The organism is Franconibacter helveticus LMG 23732 (assembly GCF_000463115.2).
Classification (GTDB): domain Bacteria; phylum Pseudomonadota; class Gammaproteobacteria; order Enterobacterales; family Enterobacteriaceae; genus Franconibacter; species Franconibacter helveticus.
Genome location: NZ_AWFX01000020.1, coordinates 1 through 1817, shown reverse-complemented (window position 1 = coordinate 1817; position 1817 = coordinate 1). Strand labels below are relative to the sequence as shown.

The following is a 1817-nucleotide window of genomic DNA, read 5'->3' as shown; positions in this document are numbered from 1 at the left end:
TGATGGAAATGGAAGCCACGCAAGCACCTTAAAATCACCATCATACACTAAATCAGTAAGTTGGCAGCATTACCGACATAACAGATTGACCTATTCCCTTTAAATTTACACAGATAACAATGTTGGCTACTTCCGCTCCTGGCACAAAGCGGACATTATCACCTTCTGTATTCACTTGTGGTCAGTTAACCCAGTCTTCCAGTATCAGGCCCGGCACCCGCGCAAACTCCCTTGTATTATTCGTCACCAGTACGGCGCCGGCGGCAATGGCGTGCCCGGCGATCGCCGTGTCGTTCGGGCCGATCGGCGTGCCGGCGAGGCGCAGCGCCACCTTAATCTCCGTGGTGGCGTCGACCGCGGCGCGATCCCAGGGCAGGACGGCATCGAGGCGGGCGCAGAACGCGTCAACCAGCTGAATATGTCGCGGGGAGGCCTTCGGGCCGGTGGCCCCGAAGCGCATCTCGGCGTAGGTGATGGCCGAAACCACGATCCGGTGATTGCGCAGTACCGCCTGCTCCAGCCGCTTCAGCACCGCTTCCGGCTGCTCGCGCATGATGAATGAGCAGATACAGGTGTCGAGCATGTAAATTTTGTTCACAGGTCAACCCGTCCTTCGTCGGTGACAACGTCCTCGCGCTCCGCCATAAAGTCCGCGTCTGCTTTTTCCAGCTGCGCGAACGAGCCCCAGGTCGGCCGGACGGGACGCAGGATGATGCTGTCCCCTTCCCGGACGATCTCCAGCTCGCTCACCCCCTCAAAATCCAGATCGCGGGGAAGGCGGATGGCGCGGTTGTTGCCGTTTTTAAAAATGGATACGGTTCTCATGGTGTTCTCTCCCGGGTAAGTGCGGATATGTGGCACATATCCGTAATGATGTGCGTTGCACCGGGTGTGTGCATATGCTCAGTATAGGCAGATGCGTCACATATGTATAGATATGACATATGCAGATGCGGGGTATATGTATATCTCACGTATATGCAGATGTGCGGCATATGGATATGCTCAGGCTATGCGTATTTCTCTCTTTTTCCGCTGGGATCCGAAAAAAGGCAGTCCCGGATCTTTGCCGGCAGACAGTCCCACAGCGTGGGGTAGTTAACGATGGCGTCTGGTTTGATACGAAAGAACCGGAGCGGGGACAGGGCGGTATGAGCGAAAAATACGAATTAAGCGTTCAGATATTTCCTGAAAGAATTCGACCTTTAAACTCACGCAAATAAGTCGTTGCTTTCACGCCAGCGCTCTTAAACTGATACAGCTCACTCTCCTGCGGAATATCAATGTGAATAAAAAACCCGCGGAAGCGGGTTTAGAAATTTCAACTCTTCTCAGGCGGCCATCCTTCGGCATTGTTCGGCGCAGTGATGACAAGCTCTGGAGCAATTCTGGCAATGCTCATGTTCATGTTTTGCACACTCATCGCCACACTGCTGACACACATCAGCGCAAACCCGGCAGAGCTCGCGGGCAGACTCGCTATTGAGCGCCATGAACTGCGCTGCAAGACGGCAGATATTTGCGCACTGCATATCCAGTTTTATGCACTCACGCATCATCTCCAGGTTCTCTTCTTCGAGACATGAAGCCGCACAATGATCGCAGGCAACTGCACAGAGATAGCAGGATTCGATGCATTTTTTGAATTCATCTAACATGATTTCTCCTTAGCTGAGGTTACTTATTAAGCCTAGAAGAGATAAAAGATTATGCAAATATGGAATTAGTTAATAACCCTTTCAGTGAATCGCCACGGATAATCTAGACACTTCCGAGCCGTTGATAATACTGGTTTTCATATTCTGTCGGTGACATCT

At 52.0% G+C, this 1817-nt stretch carries 3 protein-coding genes; all 3 read right to left on the bottom strand.

Annotated elements, in window-relative coordinates; genetic code table 11:
• Positions 1-181 precede the first annotated feature (181 nt).
• The 3 genes from DW56_RS05960 to DW56_RS21390 all read right to left on the bottom strand — a co-directional run bounded on the left by DW56_RS05960 (position 182) and on the right by DW56_RS21390 (position 1658).
• Positions 182-598 carry a type II toxin-antitoxin system VapC family toxin gene (locus tag DW56_RS05960; protein WP_024553480.1) on the bottom strand — a complete coding sequence of 139 codons (417 nt, stop codon included), beginning with the start codon at positions 596-598 and terminating at the stop codon, positions 182-184.
• On the bottom strand, positions 595-825 hold the full coding sequence (vapB, locus tag DW56_RS05955) for a type II toxin-antitoxin system VapB family antitoxin (protein WP_024553479.1): 231 nt from the start codon (positions 823-825) through the stop codon (positions 595-597). The genes DW56_RS05960 and vapB overlap by 4 nt, the downstream gene beginning before the upstream one ends.
• A gap of 506 nt (positions 826-1331) precedes the next feature.
• Positions 1332-1658 (bottom strand): four-helix bundle copper-binding protein, encoded by a 327-nt coding sequence (locus DW56_RS21390; protein WP_071789783.1) that lies wholly within the window; start codon positions 1656-1658, stop codon positions 1332-1334.
• Positions 1659-1817 lie beyond the last annotated feature (159 nt).

Bases quoted from the DNA above. Each gene is read 5' to 3' on its own strand.
- vapB (WP_024553479.1), bottom strand. From the start codon at position 825: ATGAGAACCGTATCCATTTTTAAAAACGGCAACAACCGCGCCATCCGC.
- DW56_RS21390 (WP_071789783.1), bottom strand. From the start codon at position 1,658: ATGTTAGATGAATTCAAAAAATGCATCGAATCCTGCTATCTCTGTGCA.